The following is a 22,976-nucleotide window of genomic DNA, read 5'->3' on the forward strand; positions in this document are numbered from 1 at the left end:
CGGGAACCAAAAACTTATCGGCTGATTGGTTGATGAAGAACAACCGTCGTGTCGAGCTTCTGAATACCGCTAAAAGATTCAATCTCATTACATAGATGGTGAATAGACTGAAGGTCTGGTGCTTCTATAAGCGCGATAATATCGAAGCTACCACCTACAACGCTTGTCAGTCGTACCTCTGGAATTTCTTTAAGGGCATTTGTTACGTCGTTTTTTTTGCCCTTTTCGCAAGAAATCAGCAGGTAGCTGGCAGCTTTGCGACCTTCATTTTCAACGCGGATTTGTGCAGTGTAGCCTTTTATAATCCCCGTTTTTTCCAATCTATTAATTCTTTCTGCAACAGCAGTACGAGACAAACCGATATTTCGAGATAGATTCGCAATCGACTCTCGCCCGTTAGATAACAGACTGGAAAGTATTTTACGATCTAACTTGTCTAAGCCTTGTAAAGTCATGTTTGAAATCATGTGTTCTGCCTATTCTGGTTTTTATATTGTTATTAAATCGACTCTGGGAGTGTAAAGTTATACAGCTCAGCTAGAGTGAATGGGTTTTTCTGTGTCAAAGGGGTGATACGAAGGCTCAAATCCCTTCCTGACACTTTTATGTCACTGACGAAGCTACCGTTATGAGTGTTTGTCAGGGTCGAATCACCTAGCAATCTGTATATCGCCCACTGACCACTCTTATTTAGAACGTGTTGTTTGCCTTCGTCTGTCACATCTTGGATCGTGATTCTTATATTGAAGTCACCGTTCTGCGGCGGCCACTCCATTTCACGAATTCGGCTCGGACCATGATAGTAGTTGATATCAGTGTCTGAAATTTTCAGACTGGCTCTGATAGCACTCGAATCAAGGTCTAGTACTTTCGCACTGAACGGGATGTAAACTCGGTTTGTGCTCTTATTGATTAACGTATCGCGGATAACGTTGTAGTTGCGCAATTGCACCAATAGGGCAGGAGAAAGAGGCATGGTTTCGCCATCTACCTGTTTTGGTGTCCACAAGTTAGTATCGTAGAACGGTGCGAAGTTCTTCTGAATAAACGTGTCTAATAAACCACCTGATGCGAACAACAGCTCGAAGTCTTCAATTGAGATCTCTTCTGTCGCGTTCAGATCAAATGGGTATTTACCAAGCCCTAGCTCTTTAAACTTGGTGTAAATCTCGCTGTACCATTGGGTTTGAATGCCTTTTGCTGATTCTTTGATCATCACTGACCAGCTTTGCTGAACGACATCAAGTAACCAACTGCGCACTGGCTCTGGCGATTTCTGAGCAATCTGCTTAAGTTTAATCAATGGATCGGCTTCAGTGCTGTTCATTCGGTGCTGGGCTGCAGCAAGTGCGGCCATTTGCGGGTCTGGCGCATCAGCGATGTCTTTCATGTAAGTACGAACACGGCTTAATGCTGCAATCGTTTCATCCCACGGAGTAGGGGAGTTAGGTGTTTCACTGACTTGAAGTTGGTTCAACAGGTGGAAGGCTTGTTCGACACGCTTCATTAACAAGTAGTCAGGCTTCACTGCTTCTTCTACCGCTTCTGATGCCGAATCTGCTGCTTCTGCCAGTTTCGGGTTTACTTTAGCAATCAATGCATTCTTCTCGCCGACAGGGGAGAACTGAGTGTTGGCGTAGACTTGCTTTAACACTGTGGTCATCGGCGAAGATGGACCTGAAATTAAGTCGATAGCATTGGTTAGATCACCGACATTGTTGTAATGGTGGACTTTCAGTTCACTCAGTGCATTACGCCAGTAGTTGATGTAGTCATCGGTGTACTTCTTACGGACTTGAGTTTTGAACGCTTCTTGTTCTTGTTTCGTGGGGATCACATGGTTAGATAAACCAAGAACCCAGTTGTCACTGATCACTTGTTGTGACATCAAATCCACACGAGGGCGATAGAAGGTACTAAAGCCTGTTGAAGTGTAAACCTTATCGATGACCAAGCGGTTATCGTCGAGTGGTTCGTTGAAAACGTTATTGAATTCGAAGCCAACCGCGCGTTGAAGATCGAGCGTGCCAAGGTCGATGGCATCTGCTTGGTTCAATATACCAGCATAAACAAGATCTACGTTAGAGTGAGCAAGCAATGAGCGTCGAGTAGCGCGAACAATGTCCATGTTGATGTCGACAGGGGCAAACTGGGTACGGAAATAAGCATCCAAGTAACGCATTGCCTGATTCACAACATCTGGTTTGTCACTCAAATCGTTCAGTGTTTGTAGCGTCTGACGACGTAGGAATTGAATATCGCGCTTGGATGGATCATTCAGCATTAAGTAGCCTTTGAGTAAAGGCAGTGTCGCAGTAATGTCGTGCTGATTATGAGTCAGTTCCAGACGGTAGCCTTTCTCAACAACTGGCATGAGCTGTTGTGAGACTTCTTTGAGCAGTGCTTCGTAGGCCAGTCTTGTCGTTTGGTCCAAGCGGCTGATGTTCAAAGGTAGTACTTCTTCATCAAGCGCACGAGAACCTTCTAACCATGCGCTGTATGAAGGTTGAATTGCACGAGTCGCACTCACTAATAGCTGATTAAAGCTTGCTTCTTGTTCTACCTGCCCTTTGTCGTCAATGCCGAGCAGTTGGTTAATCACACGCAAGTTGCTATCTAGTGTTGTGACAAAGAAATAGCCGCCGCCAGCTAATAGAATAACTGATGCCAGCATAGCTAAATGGCTTTGGCGCTGAATCAAGCGCAGATACGTTTTGTTTTCTCCCGCAAAGTCGCTCTCCGGTAAGATCTGAGAATCAATCAAGAAACGAGAGAAGTAAGGGGTTTCTGTAAGTTGTGTGTGCTCAGAAGCAATGATCGGCAAATTGAAGTAATTGCTGCAGCTTTTCGCCAACAAGTTGTACTTACGACCGCCTTGCAAGCTAGAACAGAAGAAGATCTCACGAATATCGAGAGAGTAAACACCACTGTTTGTATCACAAAGGCGTTCAAGTACATAACTAATTTCTGCTTGGCAAAGTTCAAACTGTTTTGGGAAAGCAAGAATGGCTTGTTTTTCGTCGATATCCGCTGAGTTTGCGGATGCGTCTAACGCATTCGTTTCCAGCACTTTCACTAAGTTACGGAATCCGTCACGATAGTACTCAGTGATTACGCCTTTCGCTTCTTTTAAAGGAATGGAAAGAAACTCTACTCGAGTCTTAAGAGAACTGAAATGAACGTATTCTTTGAAACCATCTAGCTTATCAAGCTTAGACATCATCATGTAAACAGGCAGTGCTGAAGACGTTTTCTCGCTGATAGAGCTTAGTCTCTGCAACAGGGCAGTAATCGTGTAGTCTTTTTGTTCTGATTCTGAAACGATCATGAATTCAAAGTCTGTAAAGAATAGACATCCAGAAAATGGTTTTCTTGGGCGATGACGAATAACTTCATCAACGAATGTATTCCACAGTGATGCGTCGCTACTGGATACCTCTTGAAATACGAGGCGTTGGTCTGGTTTGACATAAACGGCACTGTCAGACTCATACCATTCAAAGAAGTCATTTTTTGCCGTACGAGAACGGTCCATCGGTTTAATCGCACTGGAATTAAACAAAAATTGGCGTCGTCCAGAACCTTTATTACCAATCATTAGATAAATTGGCTTTTTTCCAGCGTTAGAAAGAAGAGGGCGAATCACCATTGAAAGCGCCTCTTCTTCGGTTTCTAAACGTTGTGCTTTTGAGTTGTTCTTTTTCTTAAGCCACAGTGAAAACTGGAATATAAGATAAAAGGTAGCAATGACTCCTAGACCAATCCATAGATAAAGCTTATCTGCATCTTCGAGTAAGAATAAATATACTGCTGCAAATATTACAGCCAAGATTAAAGCCACTATGGTAGAAACCACGATCGGGTTTCTTAGTATTTTTTGTTTGAACATAAGCCTATAACTTCTTTACTTGTATTGTTATTTATTGTCGTTTGACGCAGTTTTTAACTGATTAATCTTATATAGGTAGGTGTTCAGTAAAAGGAGGGAGCGCTCAATTTCCTTTTGCTGCGCATTTTTTTCTGCAAACTCTATTCGACCCAGAAGGGGAAATAGCGAATTGCTATACTCATACGCCTTCTTAGAGTCTTTATCTGAATTCTGATTAGCGACATTAGCGAATACCGTCCTAGCATAGGTAAAGCGTTTGTATATGACATCGAATTCATTTTCGAAACGAGAACGTTGATCTAAAAAATTCTCACGAAGTTGTTGAGCCGAAGATGAGTCAGGGTAGATTTCCGTCAATTCATGAGTGAGCTCATCAATCGTATTTACTCTGCTTACTTTTACAGGATCGAGCGTCCAATCCGTCATCAACGTATCTAATCGTTCTATCGTTGCTGAACGTAAAGAGAGGGAGTGATCTTTGTTTTCAACGCTAAATGAGCCGACGATGTTCGTCAGCTCTGTCAAAGAGGCATGCTCAATCTCAACTTTTAGTGTCTGAAACTGATGTTGCTTATAAATAAAGTGAGAAGCCAAAGCCGCACCCAGTAGTCCAACCACGGAGAGCAGCACAACGCGGCTTGATTTGGATGTTTCAGGCTCTTGAGCTGGTGGTATATGTTTCGCATTGGTCTTCGGTGGTGGTGCGATATCAACTTTAATTCCAGCGACCGGTTTAGGCGGCTCTGGCTTAGTTTGCTTCGCTTCTAATGCCATGACTTCTTTGGCTTTCGCTTCCTTAATCTCTTCAATCCATTGATTCAAGATACGACGAATACGACCAAAAGATGGAGCCTTAATGCCATAGTGAAGACGCAACTCTTCCTCGATGCGTAAACATAATTGATGTGCCGCTTCGATGAGAGGAAGTTCTTCTGGTAAAACTCGTTGTTTTTTGATTCGTTTCTCGGTGTATTCAACCATCCATTCGATGGCACTGATACGAGCATTAGCCTTTGCGTGTTCAGGGTAGGCGGTGTACCAATACACGACACACAAATCAAGCAACGAGTTCAAACCCTCAACTAAGCCTTTTAAGCCATCGTTGTGGGTGGCGGCTACCGTAAAGTAACAGCTACATCGAAAGTCTTTACCTTGAGTGCTAAGAATCTTCTTTGACAGAGTCTGAACAGTCTTCCATGAGACTCTTCCGGTTACTTTATTTAAGTTATTTATTTGACGCTTTATTTCGTCAAAATCATCTAAGCCATTAGGATTTGATCCACTAGGGTTACTTTCATCGATCGGTCTTCGAGTGAAGTCGCTGAAAAACATATTTTTTTAATTCCAACTGATTATATGGAAGGCAGAAGTTGACCATTTAATTATAAATGCACTGCTATCATCTTTTTTTTGAGGGATTTTATAGGCAAAAGAAAGAATTTGAATCTTAAATAATATCTAAATCAATATAAATTAACTTAGTGTGATGTTCCTTCACAAAAAAAGTCGGTTATGTTGATTTGTTTGGTATTAGCTTTAGTGATGTATATTCCAATTGTTGAGACAAAAAATGAAATTAATGGATTTCCTAATATTAAGCGTAGTTATGAGAAAAGTTATTTTTTTGAATTAAGATCAAATTATTAAAATTAAGACAATGTCGGTCTCGAAAGTGTCTCAATATCGAAAACTAATCATTTGTTTAACATTTCTGAATCTAGATGATAGTGGGTTTTCTAATTAAGAGTGCGCTAATTTAGTTGTTTTGATTGTGACCACAATATCTGTACAAATAACCTTTGCCGATTTTATGAATATATCAGTAGTTATATTGCTTTTATTTATAGGTAATTTGCCTTATTTAATGGGGCTATTTTTAACCATATTGAAAAAGAAAAGAGACTTGATATCTTTCGTCCCTGAATATTATTACTAGGTTTTCCAAGAGGGATGAAATGCTAAAACCAAGTCAAGTTGGGCTAATCTCAGCCATGTGTTTGTTCTCTACTTTTGCTGTCGCGAAAGGTGAGCGGTATGGTGGCTCGGTCAGTATGCTTACGATTGAGAGCATTGACTATGACGAAGGTTCTAGCGGAGACGTAGATACGTTGCGGTATGGTCTTGTGCACACACGTCCGATCGACGAAAACAACAACCGCTGGCGCTGGTGGCTTGGTCTTAATTACCTTACAGAGGATGTTGACGCTCCTTCAAATGGGATTTACCAAGAGGTCACAAACTATGAGCTTCGTGTCGTTCCTCAATACGCACTGAGCTCTTGGAGTATCTTTACTCCATACGTTGGCGCCGGGCTTTCTCTTGGTTACTCGCAGTATTCGAATCGCTGGAAAGTAGACTCGGATGGCTTTCGTTACGAAAGTATTGATGACATCGACCAATTCGAACTTGGTGCAGTTGTTACTCTCGGCACTGCAATCAAACTGGGCAGTAACCCAGATGCACATATTCAGATTATTCCTCAAGCTTCCTACATTCTTCCGGTAGTCAATGACGGAGTTGGTGGGGTAGAGCTTTCTGTCTCTTTACTATTTTAAGGTTTAGCAATGCAAACACATCAGCTAGTCCTATTCATTTCAAAATGTCCAGAGGAATACACGGGTGCCAAGCATATTGAAATGCCAGAAGGTGGCGGTTCAGTAGGTAGAGCGCCAAGCTGTACTCTCGCTTTGACAGATCACAACCGTTTTATTTCTGGTACACACTGCTTGGTCAGCGTATACGGAGACACTTTTTACATCAGTGATGTGTCTACAAATGGCACTATGGTCAACGGTAACAAGATCCTCAAGAACCAGCCGGTTTCGATTGTGGACGGTGATGTGATTTCTCTTGGTCAATACGAGATTGGTGTGGCATTGGAGCATGTTTCGGCTGCTCAAGACATTGCTGCGGATATTGCTCCAGAGCGTGTTTCCAATGACCCTCTTGTTAATCTTGGCGAGGCTGTGGTCGAGGAAGAGGAAAAAGTCGGTGCATTGGAAGATTTGTTCATGGAAACAAAACAAGACGATGTGGACAGTGATGACCCGATCGCTCACCTGAAGTTTTCGATGCAACGCGACGACGACCATCTTATTCGTGACGTCGAAAAGCCAGATGCTTCTCATTCCAAACCAATCGGAAATACACGACAAGTTGTTGATGATAGCTTTAGCATTCACTCAGAATTCGATATCCCTAATTTGATTCCAGAAGATTGGATGGCAGGTACAGAGACGAGCCAGGCATCAGTTGGACCAGAAATAGTGTCCGCTCAAAATCGCACAGTTATCCCAGAGGATTTTGCCAACTCCGAACCTCTTGCATCTCAAGCAGAGAGGGGGCGACCTGAAATCCATCAGTCTGGTTCGCAACCATTCGAGCAACGCGCTAATCCCTCAATTCAGCCGTCTCCACAAAGATCAGAGCCTGCCGGTCACAAGTGGGAAGAGGTAACACAAGCCTTTATTCCTTCGACACAATCGTCTCAACAAGAAGTGAAAACTACAGAAACGAAAGTGGGCTTTGTTAGCAATGAATCGTTGAACCCAGAGAAAGAAGGCGCTTCCTCTGACATTAGTAAAGCCTTCTACGAAGGTTTAGGGATCAGTAATCCAGATTTGATCAGCGACGAAGCCTTGCTGTTTAAGCAAATGGGAACGTGTCTTCGTCTGTGTATCGACAATTTGCAAAAAGACCTTCATGAGGTGGAATCACTTAAAGGTGAACAGGGATTAAGTGAAGCGGATTCGAATCTTGCGGAACTGATGTTGACGCTAAACAGCCAGAACCTTCTATCTCCTAACGAATTGGTAGAGCAAATGTTGGATGAGCTCAACGACCATCAAATTATTTTTAATAAGGCACTCAATGAGTTGCTGATCGAGCAGTCAGAGACGAATGACCCTGTCACGTTTGCAAGCGATGTGGCAAGTAAATCTATGTTCACCACTAAATCAAAGTTGTGGGGTGAATATGTGGAGTTTTACGCCAATAACCGTCGCCAGATGAATGAGATGTCATTGAAAGGTCTGATCAAGAAAAACTACACCAAAGCGATTAAGGGAAGTCATGCGTAGTATTGCGATGTTGCTCGGATGTGCTTTGCTATCCGGTTGTTCCATGTGGGACCAATTTAAAGAGTCAACGGGAATTACACCCGAAACGTCCTCAGTCGAATTAGTGATTGAGGCATCTTCTGTGCTTAATGTTCGTGAAGGTGGTCAATCCTCCCCAGTTATTTTGCGTGTTCATGAACTGACATCACCAGTGCTATTTCGCAGCTTAGATTTCTTCGCACTGTTTGAAAACGACAAAGCGTCGTTAGGCGATGAATACATCAAACGTTACGAATACCAAATGCAACCGGGTGACAAAATCCATGAATTTTTGGAGCTTGACCCTGCCACTCGCGCTGTCGGATTTTCGGTAGCGTTTCGCGATATTGATGGCTCTTCTTGGCGCAAAGTTGAAGTGATTGAAGAGAAGAGTGAGTACTACATCAAACTTAAGTTAGAAGGCAGTGAGTTAATTTCTGACAACACTCGCGGCATTGAACAAGTTTACTTTTAAGGAATAAAATCATGTCTTTATACAATCCAGTTGTTTGGCAAGATGGAATGTTCATGAAGCCGCAGCACTTTCAGCAACTCGATCGTTCGCAAAGTAAACTGTCGAGTATGTTGAGCGCTAATGCATCGCCTTTGCATTGGGGAATTAAGCGTTTAGATATTAACTCGCAACTGCTGGCGTTGGGTAAAATTGGTATTACTCGCGCTGAAGGCATTCTTCAAGACCGAACCCCTTTTGATCTGCCACTGCTCGCTGAACTACCAGAAGTAAAAGATGTCGATCCTTCAATCGCCGATAAAGTGGTTTACCTTTGCTGTCCGTTACCTTCTGAACGTTCAGAGCTATTCGGCACCAAGAAAGACGGCGCACGTTACACGATGGAATCGCAAGAAGCGGTTGACGCTTGCTATGATTCGGAAGACATGGCAAACATCGTAGTCGGTAAGCTTAACTTTTGCTTGATGTACGACCACGAAGACAAGAGTGCGTACACATCGATCCCAATTCTAAAGATTTCAGAAGTGAAGCCAGACGGCAGTGTTATCCTAGATGAGAGCTTTATTCCGACTTGTATTGATATCCATGCTTCGACCGTACTGAACAAGTTCGCAACCGAGTTTGCTTCTATGCTGAAACACCGTGCAGAGTCTATCGTTCAACGACTAGGTGTTGTCGACCAACAAGGCGTATCTTCAGTTTCTGATTTCATGCTGCTCCAAGCTTTAAACCGATACGAGCCATTATTCTGGCATTTTGCGAGTGCAGAAGGCGTTCATCCTGAATCGTTTTACCGCATTCTTCTTCAAGCAGAAGGAGAGCTTTCAACTTTGTGTTCGGCATCTCGTCGACCAGTTGAGTTTACCAAGTACAATCACGGCGATTTGACCAACTGTCTATCGCGAACCCTTGATAGCGCAAAAATGACATTGAGTGTGATGTCAGAGCAACGCGCAATCCCACTGACGTTGAAAGACCAAAACTACGGTATTAGAACTGCAGCGATTCCAGACAGTAAGATCATCGACACAACGACCTTTATCCTTGCGGTTAAAGCAGATGTTACTTTGGATGTTCTTCACACCCAGTTTGTTAGCCAAACGAAGATCGGTTCTATCGACAACATTCGTGACTTGATCAATCTGCAACTGCCAGGTATCGAGATAAAACCAATGCCAGTTGTGCCTCGTGCGTTGCCTTACCACGCTGGCTACACCTATTTCGAACTGGATAAGACAGGTGAAGAGTGGGCGGCACTGAAAAACACTGCTGCGATAGCGGTTCACGTAGCCGGCGACTTTGCTAACTTATCATTGCAACTATGGGCTGTTCGTCTATGAGTTACGCAGAAACCGACGTTACCGTAGTTTTATTCCAACCAGAGCCTGGCAAACCTATGGAGGTGATGCCAGCGCCGGACCTGTCTCGTAATATCGCGGTACAAGACTTAAACATCGAAAACATGGGCATCAACCCTTTGGTCGACCAGTTCTCATGGTTGATCGCCAGTTTATCTTGTATGTCTTCGATTCCTTGGCTTGATGACCCAATGCCGTTTCGTGAGCAAGTGGCTCGTGAGATAAGAAAAGGCGAGCGTAAGCTCAATGAAATGGAATTGGATCGCGCATCCATTTTGGTCATCCGCTACTGTTTGTGTGCCGCGATTGATGAGTCGGTCTGCCGACAAGAGTGGGGCGCTAACAGTCATTGGAGCCAGAACAGTTTGCTATCCGAGTTTCACAATGAAACATCTGGCGGTGATAAGTTTTTCGTCATTCTCGAACGTTTAAAAGCCGACCCACGAAAATACCGTCACGTTATTGAATTTTTGTACTTACTGCTTCAACTCGGTTTTCAGGGAAAATACGGTCGTGAAGAACGCGGTAACGAAAAGCTCGCTGAAATTGGCAATACCATTTATCGCTTGGTACGAGACGAACGCTTGGCAGAGCAAGAGAAAGTCTCTCTCGTTAACCTTAAGGCCAAGTATCTTAAGAAGCCGTTAAAAAGGGTTGTCTCACCCAAGCTGATTTTAGGTATCAGCGCGATTACCTTCGCAATCATGTATGCCGCGACCTACATCGTCATCGATTTAAAATTCCAGCAACTGCTTGAAGTGTATCGATAAAAAGGAGATCTCAAAATGAGATCTTCTGCCAGTTTTCAGCTTTATCGTGAGTATTACTAGCTTATTAGTGAAATTCACTAGGTATTTAGAGAGATTGCAATATGCGATCTCTTTTATTATTCAATCAACAAAATTCAAATGGATTGGTTATGGGCGTAACAGTTGGTGCAAATGGACTTTCGATAGTTCATAAAGGCTCAGGTGGTGAAGCGAATGCAACGCTCCCAGATGTTTGTTTAACGAAGGTCGGCAAGCCGATCGTTCCTATCCCTTATGGCAACAATGCTAAATCAGCAGACCTTGCTGGTGGCACAACGACTATCTCAATGGATGGCGGCAACAGTGTCGCAATCAAAGGCAGTACGTTCTCAAAAAGTACCGGTGATGCGGGCGGCGATAAAAAAGGCGTCGCATCCGGCACTATAGAAGCCGAAGCAAAATTCATCTCAGCCTCACCAACGGTTAAGTTTGAAGGCAAGGGCGTATGTCGTCTGTCTGACCAAATGACCATGAACAAAGCCAACACTATGTGTTTGGGTGGCGCACAAAACCCATCGGTTTCTGTTACGGAAGATCAGGAAGGGACGTATACGGTTGATTTGTACCTCTCTTACTCAGACGGTGAACCCGTTCAAGGCGCAACTTACACTCTCACAGATCAATCTGGCGCCGTATTTGAAGGAACACTAGACAACAACGGTAAGGCTTCGGTCGGTGGCGTTGCTCCGGGTGAGTTTGCCATAGAGTACGGCGAGGACAGCCGAGACTTTATGCCGAATGTCCCAACGAAGACCAATCCAAACTTTAATCCAAGTGCGAACGCTCAACTGATCATTGAAGAAACAAAGAAAGGTGAAGTTGGCTTCTGGGAAAATGCTTGGACGCGAATGTCTGGTGCCGCCAGTTGGATTTGGGGCGTGATTCTTGGTGATTTCAACGATGATGCTTCCGTTGAGCAGATCATCGCCAATACGGCGCTGACAATGATCCCTGTTGTAGACCAAGCCGCTGACGTGCGCGATTTATCTGCGAACATTATGACTTTGTTGACTGAAGAAGAGCGCGATAAGCCTGAAAACTGGTTAGCGCTTTCACTTACCCTTGTCGGCTGTGTTCCTACATTTGGTAGTGCAGTAAAAGGTACGTGTAAAGTTGCGCTAAAAGGCGGTAAAGGAACATCAAAAGATACTTTGTTAGCTGTTTTAAGAGGCATGGGTAAAGGCGATCCAGAAAAATTCTTGCGTACGTTAGATTGGATGGATTACGCCAAGCAAACCAGCCAGATTGTTAGCGATGTTCTAAAACCTTGTATTGAAGTGGCAACTGAGTTGGCTTCATACGCAAACAGAATGGGCGCAGATGAGCTTGGTGCGTATTTCTTGAAGCTAGCGGATGAGGTAAAAATCATCGATAAGATGGTACCGGATAAGCTTAAAGAAGCGATGGGCGAGTTTGATGATCTTTTTGCTCGCATCTTAGGTAAGGGCGAGAAAACGTATCCAGCAAAAGTAAAACATAATACCGGTGAGTCTGCTCAGTCAGGAAAGAACTCTGCGAAGGCAAATGAGGAGAAAGGGACTAAAACAGTTCGTTGTAGAGTGTGTAAGCGGGCAATTGCCGATAAACGACATAAGAAAAAATGTGTCCTTCCAGGAAGGAAAAAATGAGTATGAGCAATAACGGTTTTTCTCGACATGTTTCTGGTGAAGCATTATTAAAGGCCAATCATATATTAGCTGAAAAATGTGATTGTCCTCTTACTGGACATCATCTGATTAGCTTTAATTTGTTCGAAAAGCTATCAACTCAGCGAACAGAACAGATGCGAAACAAAGAATACAGTTGGAACAGTTTAGACAATATAGTAATACTTCCCAGCAGTGACAAAGGTACTGCTAAAAAGGTTGCGTGCAAGTATCGTTTGCCTTGGCATTCTAGTGGTCATACGGGTAGAAATACAGTAAGTAAACTGAATCTTAAGAGTGATGAACAAGTGTACTCTAATTCAAAGCCTACCTCGATGTTAAATGGGGGGAATCCAATGAAGAGGGCTAGTATGCTGAACAGAGACAAAAATAAGATTAAAGCATATCCTTCTAAAGCCTATCATAAGTTTGTAAAGCAAGAATTGCTAGAGACGTTGGAAAAGCTACACTGTGAAATGCCACCTCCTGTATATCGAAAAGAACTGAATGATCTTTCGGAAAGAATTTGTGACATGATAAGTGAATTTACGATATTGCTTCACAATACAGGAGATGACTTTTCTCCAAAAGGAAATGGTTGTAGAAGCTCAGATTGTCAGCAAAGAACACACAAAAATACGACTTGGCCGGAGATAGAAGAAATATGGAGTGGACTTTTTTATAAGAAAGCCCTTAAGTTCAATTATCTAAAGGTTGCTAGTAAATTATAGGTTTAAGATGGAAATAGCATACATAAATGAGGACTTTAACGAGGGTGAATCATTATTTACTGCCGTTGATAGTCGGTCGTCTTTCTATGATGATAATGATTTCACTCCCACTTCTTGTATAAGTGAGATTGTGTGGAAAGATGATGATATCTATGAAATTGAAGCATTAGATTTAATCAGAGGTGGTGCTTTTAATGTCACTAAGCCTATTGCTGAACTAATTATGAGTTTCGACCCATACGGTGTTGAAGTTTATCCCGCAAAATTAACCTGTTCCGGAGACGGAGTGTTAACTGAGCGCTACATAATAGCAGTAGATAACTTAGTAGATGTCGTTGATTATGATAAAAGCATAAAAGTGACTGACGTAACTACCCGTTTTTACTTATCTGATGAAAAGATTAAGGAACTTCCGGATAGCAAGAGGCACGTTTTTAAACCTGTCGGAATGACAAAAACGTTCTTCTCAATCGAGTTGTTTGAAGCGCTTGTCCGTTTAGATGAGGAGGGTAAAATAAGTACTAGTATCGTTGCCTTTTCATTTGATACATCCGAAGAGACGCCCCGAGTCTAGTGTAAGTAGGTAAATAGAATAATGACTAACTACATAGTTTTATCTAAACAATCTTTGACTGACTTCCCATTCCAGCAAAGCCCTAAGCCAATAGTGCCAGTAGAGCCAGATTTGCTTTTGGAAATGACCTTTTCTCCAAAGCTATTTATCATCAGTGATATTGCGTCAAAAGTAGAGAAACTGGTCGTACATGGAGTAGAGTGGCTAGACGCTCGTGTCGATTGTTCTCCAAGCCAACCAACAGATGAACAAATTAAAGTTTACGAAGATTATCGTATGCCTTACATCCATCAAACTTATAAATTGACGGACAAAGAAAAACAATACGGTAAGTTGAACTGGTTAGACATCGAATCGACAGAGTTTGACTTCTCTAAATTAGACAATATCCCCTTAGAAGAACGATTAATATTTAAGCTAGAAGAAGACTTTGGCTTAGTGTTTATTCACCAGAGTGTGATTGACCTTCTTAAAAAAGACGTCAAAGACGTTTGGGTAAGAGATGTATAGAAAGCGCCGAAAGGCGCTTTTTCATTTGTTACAAGATGGAGTCTAAAGGTAGGAAAATAAACCATTTTAATAGCTAAGATAATGCTCCCAGTACTATAGAAGTAAAAGCATTTTTCTATAGTAGTCGTCGCTGGAAAAAATAAAGTAGGGTATATATGTATTTTTCATTGATCTCCGAAAACTACTTCTCTTCAAGTGTTAACTTTGCTTCTGTAGATAACAGAGAGTTGTTGTACAGTACAAACCATTATCATCCAACTTCATCGATAAACCCTGTTGTGTGGGCGGATAGTGAAGGAGGAAGTATAAAAAACGTTGGACCGATAGTTGATTGTGGTGATTTATCGGTAAGTCGTCTATTTGCTGAAATCTTAATGAGTTTCGACCCTTTTGGTATTGAATATTATCCTTCTCAGCTGAAGTTGGAGGATGGAGAAGTACAGAATCGATACATTTTAGCTATCAATAATATTATAGATGTACTAGATGAAGAGCGTTCAGATATCGAAATCTCTCCAAGAAGCGGTGAACTGATAGTCCACGAATTATTTATTTCTGAAGAAAAGTTAAAGCAAATTCCGTTATCTAATAGAGTAGCATTTCGAGTAAAAGGTGCTGAAACGGCGATGTTTTTTTGTGAAGAATTGTTTGATGTGATTGACTTTATGGCAGAATTTGACTCTTTGAGAAAAGCTAAGATTAGCACTGATGACCTTGCTCCAAAGTTTTGAGGCTTAAGATGAAAGAACAATATCATGTACTAACAAAGCAGGACATTACTAGTTTCCCGTTCCAACAAAGCGCTAAGTCAATAGGACCAGTTGAGCCTGATTTGCTGCTTGCCAAGTAGAAACACATGTTCATCGCTCCAATCACAAACGAGGTCTTGATTACGACTTCGTTTTAGATAAGTACAGCTAAGCCCAAAGAAATCCCGGATGAAGAGTGCGAGAAACTATATAGTTAATTTCGCACCTACTTGAAAGGAGCAAACAAATCAGCGAGATTAAAAAGAGAGCCGAGAAAAAATATTACTGAAGAGTCCGTTATAGAAGATGTTCAATCACTTAATGGTGCACTCGGATACCATAAAGTTGTTGCTAAAAAATTGGCTTTAAGGCTCAAATCAATCAATTGTGACACGTTACCTAAAAGCTATATTGATACAATAGATGATGTTTCTATTGAAATCCTCGGTGATATAGCAAGTTTTGACCTTTTGTTAATAAGTAAAGGGAAACTAATGGAAGAGGGTGATAAAGGGTGTGTGCGTTGTATTAAAAAAGGTTTCCGGCATACGCATTACACAAAGCGCTTTAGATCACTCTTTAAGCTCAAAAAGCGAGTTCCTGAACAAGAAACGGTAGATGCATTTAGCTATATACCTGGAAAATATCGCCTGATGAGTGTAAGAGAGCAAAGCCAGATAATTACCAAATAATAAAGAGGTATAAGATGGAATTTTCGGTAATCTCTGAGGACTTTATGAGAAGTTCATCGGCATTCCAAAGTGTGGATGACCGAGAGTTTCTATATAGTACAAATAATTTTCACCCAACGAGTTCGGAGAATCCAATAAGATGGGAGGACAAAAACATAACTTCCTCCATGGTTCACCCGATATCGGATAATGGCGACATATGTGTTTCGAAAGAACTTGCAGAACTTGTAATGAGTTTTGACCCTTATGGCGTTGAGTTTTATCCGGCATCCTTATTGACTAAAGACGGAGAAATCACTGAGCGATACATATTAGCTTTAAACAACATTCAAGATGTTGTCGACTTTGAACGAAGCGTTATAGAAGTATCACCAAACAGTGGGAACCTAATCGTCCACCGATTGTTTTTAAGTCCAGAAAAAATATTAAATATCCCTTTCCATAAACGGGTGGTGTATAGGGCTGAAGGAGCGGATACTGCAGTATTTTTTGCACCAGAAATCTATGATTTGATTAGTAATGATTCAAGATTTTCTCTAGTTAGGAAAATGAAGAAGAATACATCTACGCGTGCACCTAAGTTTTAGGGAAAAATAATGAAAGAAGACTATATTATTTTAACAAAGCAAAGCTTAACTAACTTTCCATTCCAACAAAGCCCTAAGCCAATAGTGCCAGTTGAGCCTGATTTACTGCTTGAAATAACCTTTTCTCCAAAGCTATTTATCATCAGTGATATTGCGTCAAAAGTGGAGGAACTGGTCGTACACGGAGTAGAGTGGTTAGATGCTCGTGTCGATTGTTCTCCAAGCCAACCAACAGATGATCAAATTAAAGTTTATGAAGATTATCGTATGCCTTACATCCATCAAACTTATAAATTGACGGACAAAGAAAAACAATACGGCAAGTTAAACTGGCTAGACATTGAATCAACAGAGTTTGATTTTTCTAAACTAGACAATGTTCCTTTAGAAGAACGATTAATATTTAAGCTAGAAGAAGACTTTGGTTTAGTGTTTATTCATCAGAGTGTGATTGACCTTCTTAAAAAAGATGTCAAAGACGTTTGGGTAAGAGATGTATAGAAAGCGCCGAAAGGCGCTTTTTTAATACCTATGAATAAAAATACTATATACGTTGCTCTATAAAGCCAGTGTCTTAGTGTCACATTTATTACTAAACTTCGTTTAGTTAACCACGTGATTGCTTCATACATCCTTTTTGCTGTTCGCTTTTTATACTGCCTGTAAATCAATCACAACGACTTACAGGTAGTTTTAGATTATGAGTACGAATGCAAAAGCATGGGTAGAAGAGATTGTTTTACCGACTTACCCGACGGGCAAAGTTGACTCGAATCCGTTATTTTTGGAAAACCGTGTTTATCAAGGCTCTTCTGGCTCCGTATACCCTTACGGCGTGATCGACAGTATATCTGATCATCAAATAGAACAGACATATCAAGCGGTATATATCGAAAATGATTATATAAAAATCATGCTATTGCCTGAGCTTGGTGGGCGCATTCATCGTGCGTATGACAAGATGAAAAAGCGCGATTTTATTTACTACAACGAAGTCGTTAAGCCAGCTTTAGTTGGACTACTTGGTCCTTGGATTTCTGGTGGCATCGAGTTTAACTGGCCTCAACATCATCGTCCGACAACGTTCATGCCTACAGATTTTAAGATTGAAGAGCATGAAGATGGAGCCGTTACCGTTTGGATTGGTGAAGTTGAACATATGTACGGTTTGCAAGTAACCGCTGGCTTCAAACTTTATCCGAACAAGGCGCTTGTCGAGATAACAGGCAAGGTATATAACGGCAACGATACTCCTCGACAGTTCCTATGGTGGTCTAACCCAGCGGTAAAAGGTGGTGATGATCATCAAAGTATCTTCCCACCAGATGTCACTGCGGTATATGACCATGGCAAACGAGATGTTTCGGATTTCCCAATAGCGACTGGGGAATATTACAAAGTCGACTATTCGCCGGGTACGGACATCTCGCGCTACAAGAATTTGCCTGTTCCTACTTCTTATATGGCAGATAAGTCCGCTTATGACTTTGTTGGCGCTTACAGTCATGATGAGAAAGGAGGGTTGTTGCATGTGGCTAATCACCATGTCTCTCCTGGCAAAAAGCAATGGACATGGGGAAACTGTGATTTTGGATTAGCCTGGGATCGCCAGTTGACCGACAGCAATGGACCTTACATCGAATTGATGACTGGGGTTTACACCGATAACCAACCGGATTTTACTTGGATTGATAGTCATGAAGAGAAAAAATTCACTCAACATTTCCTTCCATATAGCAATTTAGACAACGTTCATAATGCGAACACGGAAGTCGCGATTAAGTTGGATCGAAGCGGGAGTTTCGTTGAATGGGCAGTTTACGCTATTTCTGAGATTGCCAACTACGAGGTGGTTATTTCGGACAAAGCGAGTGTACTTGCTAAACACCAACTGACAATGACTCCAGGTGATGTGGTTGAAGAAAGCATAGAGCTTGCTGAGAGCACGCGCTTAACCATCACAATCTTGAATGAGGAGGGGAGAGTATGCCTGTCCTATCTAGAGCATATTGACGCTAAAGATGAACCAACGCCCGATCCTGCCTCCGCACCAGAAAAACCTGAAGATGTATCGAGCGTAGAAGAACTGTATTTCATTGGACAGCATTTACAGCAATATCACCATGCAACGAGTGATCCTGCGGACTACTACCAAGAAGCCCTCAAACGCGACCCAAATCATTATGCAACCAACGTCGCGATGGCTTCGCTTGCTTATGATCGTGCGGATTATCAAGGCACACTTAAATATTCTGATGCCGCTTTGGAGCGTGCTCACAAGCTCAACAAAAACCCTTTATGCGGCAGAGCAAGCTACCTTCGTGGCTGTGCAAATGAAAAACTGGGGCGTCTTGACTCTGCCTTTAGCGATGTATTTAAAGCAACGTGGAGTAGTAATTGTCGTGATACTGGCTTTTTCGCCGCTGCTCGCATTGCCACAAAGCAAGACCGTTTAAATGAAGCATTAGAATACGCGGAAAGAGCACTGGAACTGAATGGTACTCACTACCAAGCTGCAACATTGAAGGTGTTTTTGCTTAGTGCATTGAACCGACACGCAGAGGCTCTTCGTTTTATTGATGAACAAAGTGAGATGCAGCCTCTTGGTTATGGTATTTCATTCGAAAAGTATCAGTTAACTCGCTCTGATATTGACTTATTGGCGTTTAAGCAACTCATGAATCAAAGAGAAGCTAACACGATTCATCTTGTTAACTTTTATCTTTCGATTGATGCAAAAGAACGCGCTAAAGCGGTCTTAGCTCTGAACGAGAGCACAGGTTCAATGAGTTTGATTTATAAAGCGTATTTAGTCGATGAACCCGAACAGGCGGAAGCCTTATTAGATGTCGCTGCCGATCGATTTAACGACAATGTTTTATTTCCGAATACCTTAGCCGAAGTTGAAGTTTTAAGTGCTTTTTCAGGGCATTACTTTACCCAATATCTACTGGGTTGCTTCTTCTATGCGAAACGAAGCTATTCAAGAGCGGTATATCATTGGGAAACAGTACTAAGGCTCAACTCACACTATGCGCCCGTACTTCGAAATCTATCTGTCCATGCCTATAACAAGCGTCGAGAGCTGGATAAAGCGATTTCTTTGATGGGGTTAGCATTCGAATTGTCTCCGAGCGATGCCCGAGTTCTCTATGAACTGGATTACTTGAAAAAAGCGGCGGGTGATACGCCATTAGAGCGACTTGCTTTCTTGAGGGCAAATCTAGAAGTGGTCAATCAGCGAGATGACTTAACTGCAGAGCTGCTTAATTTGTATAACATCTGTGGTGAGCTCGAACTTGCACAGACATGCTTATCTACAAGGCAGTTCCACCCTTGGGAAGGGGGAGAAGGCAAGGTGACAGGGCAGTTCATCGTCAATAAGCTGAGATACGCATTGCAGTTTATGCAACAACGAAGCTTCAATAACGCGCTTGAGTTATTGAATGACGCTCTGACTTATCCAACAAATTTGGGTGAAGGTCGCCTCGTTGGTCAAACTGACAATGATATCCACTATTTCTTAGGGCGTTGCTACCAAGAGTTAGGCGAAAGAGAGTGTGCCAATCAGCACTTTGCTCTTGCAACTCAAGGTAAACAAGAGATTAACCAAAGCCGTTACTATAACGATCAACCCGCTGATTACTTGTTCTATCAAGCGGCTGCAATGCACCAATTGGGAGATACCGCACAAGCAGTATCACTGTTTGAGGATATGGTGTCTTGGGCGGACTCAGAATGGAATGCGCCCGTAGAGGTCGACTTTTTTGCTGTATCACTCCCATCGTTAATTGTCTTTGATAGCAATTTAACAACAGAACATCAGCAACACTGTTTATTTGTAAAAGCAATGGGTCAATTTGGCTTAGCTTTGATAGATGAACGTCATGGATTTGAAGATTTTGAACTTACATTGCAGGCACTGTTAGGACAAGCGCCTGCTCATACAAAAGCGAATCTATTAAAAGAAATCGCACAACATCGCTATGCGTTTGGCTGTAACAGTCAAAATTAATGGATAGGTCACTCCGGGTGACCTATCACCTGGGGTGACTCTAAAACAATAACTTTAATAGATATGTACCTCTACAAGGATTTACTATGCGTAAAACAAGCGATCAACTCAATATGAGAAACATATGGCTCATCAGTCTGGTGGCCGCCTGTGGTGGATTATTATTTGGTTATGATTGGGTCGTAATCGGTGGTGCCAAACCATTCTATGAGGCTTATTTCAACATTACGAATGCGTCATTGTCTGGATGGGCAATGAGCTCAGCGTTAATCGGCTGTATGGTTGGGGCATTTATTGCCGGCACCGTGTCTGACAAATATGGGCGTAAACGTCCGTTAATTTTAGCGGCACTGTTATTTGTTATTTCTGCATGGGGAACGGCCGCTGCCGATAGTTTTAATGCGTTTGTGGTGTTCCGAATTATAGGTGGTGTTGGTATTGGCTTAGCGTCAGCATTGTCACCGATGTACATTGCTGAAATTGCACCTGCTGATAAACGAGGAAAGTTTGTCGCGATAAACCAACTGACCATCGTTATTGGTGTGCTTGCTGCTCAAATCATTAACTTATTGATTGCGGAGCCTGTTGCTTCCAATGCAGCGCAAGCGGATATTTTGCAATCATGGAATGGTCAAATGGGTTGGCGTTACATGTTTGGCGCCGAACTTGTGCCTGCATTTGCGTTTTTACTGCTCATGTTTGTTGTGCCTGAATCTCCACGTTGGTTAGTAAAAATGGGCATGGTAGACAAAGCGAAAGCTACATTACTGCGTATTGGTAGCGAAAGTTATGCGTCTCGCACTGTGCAAGAGATCGAAAGTACCTTGTCTGCAGAAACTCGTTCACTTCCGTTTAGTGCGTTGTTTAAGCCAGATGTGAAGCCAATTTTGGTGATCGGTGTTGTTCTTGCTGCTTTCCAGCAGTGGTGTGGTATCAACGTCATCTTTAACTATGCACAGGAAATCTTTGCCTCTGCAGGCTTTGATATCAACGATACCTTGAAGTCGATCGTTGCAACAGGATTGATCAATCTCGTGTTCACCATTTTGGCGATTCCTTTTGTTGATAAAATTGGTCGACGTAAGTTGATGATTATCGGGTCGGCTGGCTTGACGGTGATTTATGGTTTGATGTCAGCCGCATATGCCTATGGAATGCTTGGTTTGCCGGTATTGATGCTCGTCCTTATCGCGATTTCTATCTACGCTTTGACGTTGGCACCAGTGACTTGGGTTCTTCTTTCTGAAATGTTCCCGAATAAGGTTCGTGGCACCGCGATGTCGGTCAGCACGTTGGCACTTTGGGTCGCGTGTTTCGCACTCACTTATACGTTCCCACTGCTTAATGCGGGGTTAGGTGCTTCAGGTTCCTTCCTACTTTACGGTGTTATCTGTGCCTGTGGTTTTGTGTTCATTTACAAACGCGTTCCAGAAACGAAAGGGCGCTCTTTGGAAGAACTGGAAAAAATCCTTGTTACTCGTGAAGCTGCGGTAGGTAAAGAGGTGAACGCATAACTCACTCAGTGCTCTCTATAGAGTGAAAATAACAGAGTAAGCTTCAAGAAGGTCGCTATTAAGGTGACCTTCTTTGCGTTTAAATTGGGAGTTACGTATAGAGGTTATCTAACTCTTGCTCAACCCATAGGTAGCTCATCCCGACTATTCGCTCAATTTGCGTTAAATGCCCGAACGAGACTACGGTGAGATCTTGTTTACGAGCATTCTCGTCTTCGAATGGATTAATGAGTGTTTGTTGTGTGATTGTCTTTAACCAACATTCACCTAGAGCACAAGTGTTTCCATACAAGATGATTTTGTTGATGTTGAGTGTGATAAGAAAGTTATAGAGAGATTGTCCAAGAATTGTGGCTGCGTGCATTGCAACTTCCTGTGCAATTGGGTCGTCGTTTTGATACAGCTTAACAAAATCATCGAATACAAAGTCATCGATATGCACAAGCTTGGATGCGTTTTCCTGACGGGAAAGGTATTGCTTACAAAGCGCTGTGGAACTGGCTTCCGTCTCTAAGCAACCTTCTCGACCACAGCCACAAATGATGCCGTTATTCGCGACTTTAATGTGACCAATCTGCCCACTGCCAAACATCTTTCCTCGGTATATGTCATTGTGGATCAAGAAAGAAGAACCGATACCGTAATCAACGTTGAGTACGCAAAAATCTTCACCGTGATGCCCGTCTAACCACTTTTCAGCTAAGGCTAGCATGACGCAATCATTGTCGACGAGGACCTCAACGAGCAAGCGTTGTTCAAGAAGATATTTTAGCTCGATAGGTTGTGTCCAAGGAGCTTGCGGCATTCGCATGGAAGATCCTACATGAGTATCCACTTGTCCGTGTACGGCAATAGAGAGTCGATAACTGGTACTTGGCTTGGACTGACGGCAAGCAACAATAGCCGTCACGATATCCTCAATTAGTTCGTCAGGTGTTTGTGGGGTAATGGCTTGATCAATAAAGTCCGAAGAGGGCGTCATTTCATTATCGACCATTACCGCTTGGATACGGGTAGGAGAAACACTCATGCACACGGTGTAAGGGCGATCACTTGATACTTTGTACAAGCCGCCAAAGTTACCCTTTGTTGCTTTGGATACACTGAAGTTTTCTACTCGACCTTGCTCAACTAAAGCATCAACAATCTTACTAATAGCAGGAATGCTAAGTTGCGTTTCACGAGCTAACTCTGATTTGGTCATGCCTTTGCTTTTATACAGCAATGCCATCACAAGGCGACAGTTGTAGTGTCGAACTTTTTGATTATTCAACCCCTTATGGGCGCCAGATTGAAATGGTTTGTTAGGCATTGTTCGAACATGGCTCTTGGA

The 22,976-nt window shown here is 42.4% G+C and carries 19 protein-coding genes; 15 read left to right on the forward strand and 4 right to left on the reverse strand.

All coding sequences use genetic code 11. The features are described from left to right. Positions 1-14: 14 nt before the first annotated feature. Genes ABMY42_RS02935 through ABMY42_RS02945 form a run of 3 tightly spaced genes read right to left on the reverse strand, consistent with a single transcriptional unit; the run spans position 15 to position 5,221 of the window. Positions 15-467 (reverse strand): Lrp/AsnC family transcriptional regulator, encoded by a 453-nt coding sequence (locus ABMY42_RS02935; protein WP_005449466.1) that lies wholly within the window; start codon positions 465-467, stop codon positions 15-17. 32 nt (positions 468-499) lie between these two features. Beyond that, on the reverse strand, positions 500-3,889 hold the full coding sequence (gene tssM / locus ABMY42_RS02940; RefSeq protein WP_050907148.1) for a type VI secretion system membrane subunit TssM: 3,390 nt from the start codon (positions 3,887-3,889) through the stop codon (positions 500-502). Positions 3,890-3,916: 27 nt separating this feature from the next. Next, complete coding sequence (locus ABMY42_RS02945; protein WP_239212197.1) at positions 3,917-5,221, reverse strand: type VI secretion system ImpA family N-terminal domain-containing protein; 1,305 nt, start codon at positions 5,219-5,221, stop codon at positions 3,917-3,919. Between the two features lie 623 nt (positions 5,222-5,844). On the opposite strand from ABMY42_RS02945, the gene ABMY42_RS02950 reads away from it, so the two are divergent. The 15 genes from ABMY42_RS02950 to ABMY42_RS03020 all read left to right on the forward strand — a co-directional run bounded on the left by ABMY42_RS02950 (position 5,845) and on the right by ABMY42_RS03020 (position 21,643). After that, positions 5,845-6,444: a hypothetical protein gene (locus ABMY42_RS02950; protein WP_005449462.1), complete on the forward strand. Its 600-nt coding sequence runs from the start codon at positions 5,845-5,847 to the stop codon at positions 6,442-6,444. Positions 6,445-6,453: 9 nt separating this feature from the next. Beyond that, entirely contained in the window at positions 6,454-7,968 is a 1,515-nt protein-coding gene (locus ABMY42_RS02955) for an FHA domain-containing protein (RefSeq protein WP_017188931.1), read from the forward strand. After that, positions 7,961-8,461 (forward strand): type VI secretion system lipoprotein TssJ, encoded by a 501-nt coding sequence (gene tssJ, locus ABMY42_RS02960; RefSeq protein WP_005449460.1) that lies wholly within the window; start codon positions 7,961-7,963, stop codon positions 8,459-8,461. The genes ABMY42_RS02955 and tssJ overlap by 8 nt, the downstream gene beginning before the upstream one ends. An 11-nt stretch (positions 8,462-8,472) precedes the next feature. Next, complete coding sequence (gene tssK, locus ABMY42_RS02965; protein ID WP_349265942.1) at positions 8,473-9,798, forward strand: type VI secretion system baseplate subunit TssK; 1,326 nt, start codon at positions 8,473-8,475, stop codon at positions 9,796-9,798. Next, on the forward strand, positions 9,795-10,586 hold the full coding sequence (gene icmH, locus ABMY42_RS02970) for a type IVB secretion system protein IcmH/DotU (protein WP_025505396.1): 792 nt from the start codon (positions 9,795-9,797) through the stop codon (positions 10,584-10,586). The genes tssK and icmH overlap by 4 nt, the downstream gene beginning before the upstream one ends. Before the next feature lie 149 nt (positions 10,587-10,735). After that, entirely contained in the window at positions 10,736-12,253 is a 1,518-nt protein-coding gene (locus ABMY42_RS02975; RefSeq protein WP_080993213.1) for a PAAR-like domain-containing protein, read from the forward strand. A 2-nt stretch (positions 12,254-12,255) separates the two neighbouring features. Then, entirely contained in the window at positions 12,256-13,002 is a 747-nt protein-coding gene (locus ABMY42_RS02980) for an AHH domain-containing protein (protein ID WP_100224515.1), read from the forward strand. 7 nt (positions 13,003-13,009) lie between these two features. Then, positions 13,010-13,576, forward strand: coding sequence for a hypothetical protein (locus tag ABMY42_RS02985; protein ID WP_005449454.1), 567 nt, complete (start codon positions 13,010-13,012; stop codon positions 13,574-13,576). Positions 13,577-13,597: 21 nt separating this feature from the next. After that, positions 13,598-14,086, forward strand: a complete 489-nt coding sequence (locus ABMY42_RS02990; protein ID WP_349265943.1) for a hypothetical protein — start codon at positions 13,598-13,600, stop codon at positions 14,084-14,086. A 155-nt stretch (positions 14,087-14,241) separates the two neighbouring features. Next, positions 14,242-14,817: a DUF1629 domain-containing protein gene (locus tag ABMY42_RS02995; RefSeq protein ID WP_349265944.1), complete on the forward strand. Its 576-nt coding sequence runs from the start codon at positions 14,242-14,244 to the stop codon at positions 14,815-14,817. A 248-nt stretch (positions 14,818-15,065) separates the two neighbouring features. Further along, the gene (locus ABMY42_RS03000) at positions 15,066-15,527 is read left to right on the forward strand and encodes a hypothetical protein (RefSeq protein ID WP_349265945.1); all 462 of its coding nucleotides are present in this window, start codon (positions 15,066-15,068) and stop codon (positions 15,525-15,527) included. A 14-nt stretch (positions 15,528-15,541) separates the two neighbouring features. Further along, the gene (locus tag ABMY42_RS03005; RefSeq protein ID WP_005437957.1) at positions 15,542-16,114 is read left to right on the forward strand and encodes a hypothetical protein; all 573 of its coding nucleotides are present in this window, start codon (positions 15,542-15,544) and stop codon (positions 16,112-16,114) included. 9 nt (positions 16,115-16,123) lie between these two features. Next, positions 16,124-16,615, forward strand: coding sequence for a hypothetical protein (locus ABMY42_RS03010; RefSeq protein WP_349265946.1), 492 nt, complete (start codon positions 16,124-16,126; stop codon positions 16,613-16,615). A gap of 199 nt (positions 16,616-16,814) precedes the next feature. Beyond that, complete coding sequence (locus ABMY42_RS03015) at positions 16,815-20,129, forward strand: DUF5107 domain-containing protein (RefSeq protein WP_349265947.1); 3,315 nt, start codon at positions 16,815-16,817, stop codon at positions 20,127-20,129. Between the two features lie 86 nt (positions 20,130-20,215). Continuing rightward, positions 20,216-21,643 (forward strand): sugar porter family MFS transporter, encoded by a 1,428-nt coding sequence (locus ABMY42_RS03020; protein ID WP_005449432.1) that lies wholly within the window; start codon positions 20,216-20,218, stop codon positions 21,641-21,643. Positions 21,644-21,734: 91 nt separating this feature from the next. Here ABMY42_RS03020 and ABMY42_RS03025 read toward each other — a convergent pair whose 3' ends face one another. Then, the gene (locus ABMY42_RS03025) at positions 21,735-22,955 is read right to left on the reverse strand and encodes an ROK family transcriptional regulator (RefSeq protein WP_281187439.1); all 1,221 of its coding nucleotides are present in this window, start codon (positions 22,953-22,955) and stop codon (positions 21,735-21,737) included. Positions 22,956-22,976: the final 21 nt, after the last annotated feature.

Origin of the sequence: Vibrio sp. SSH13-20 (assembly GCF_040104475.1) — a bacterium.
Taxonomy (GTDB): Bacteria; Pseudomonadota; Gammaproteobacteria; order Enterobacterales; family Vibrionaceae; genus Vibrio; species Vibrio harveyi.